Annotated in this window: 2 protein-coding genes; both read right to left on the bottom strand. The window is 44.3% G+C overall.

Translation table 11 applies throughout. The annotated features are described in order from the left end of the window. On the bottom strand, positions 1-498 hold a 498-nt coding region (locus RR062_06155), incomplete at its 3' end, for an FAD-dependent oxidoreductase (GenBank protein ID MEG2027283.1). Then, positions 495-732: (2Fe-2S)-binding protein (locus tag RR062_06150; protein ID MEG2027282.1), on the bottom strand; the 238-nt coding region annotated here is incomplete at its 5' end. The genes RR062_06150 and RR062_06155, both read right to left, overlap by 4 nt.

Below are 732 nucleotides of genomic sequence, written 5' to 3'. Positions count from 1 at the left end.
ACCAATATCTCCCGATCCGAGAATAATCACTTCTTTGCCTGGCATAACACCTTCAATATTGACCAAACGTTGCGCTGTTCCGGCTGTAAAAATACCGGCTGGGCGATACCCCGGAATGTTCAAGGCTCCCCTCGGACGTTCGCGACAGCCCATGGCTAAGATAATGGATTCCGCCTGAATTTCAATCAGTCCATCGGTCGCATTCACCAAGGTTATTTGTTTGCTTTCGTTAATCGAAATGACCATTGTTTTTAAGTAATAGGCCATCTTAAGTTTCTCAACTTCATCAATAAAACGGCTAGCATATTCAGGGCCAGTCAACTCTTCATTAAAGGTGTGCAACCCAAATCCATTATGAATACATTGATTAAGAATACCTCCTAAACGCTCATCCCGTTCAATTATAAGAACGTCATCAACGCCTTCATTTTTGGCTGCCACTGCGGCAGCAAGTCCGGCGGGGCCACCACCGATAATGACAATATCATGATGGATCATTTTGTCACCTTCTCTGCTTTTAGTTCTTTATTCTTGCCAACAAGCAATTTTGACACGCCACCTTTTTTTGTAATTTCAGTCATACTAATCCCTAATTCACGGGCAAGGATCTGCATTGTTTTCGGTGTACAAAATCCAGCTTGGCAACGCCCCATTCCCGCACGGGTTCTGCGCTTAATGCTATCCATTGATCTGGCTCCAAGGGGTCTGTGAATCGCTTCTAAAATTTCACCT

It is taken from the genome of Clostridia bacterium (assembly GCA_036654455.1).
GTDB lineage: Bacteria > Bacillota > Clostridia > Christensenellales > CAG-314 > JAVVRZ01.
Note: the sequence above shows the minus strand (reverse complement) of the source record. Positions and strands in the feature narration are given on the sequence as shown.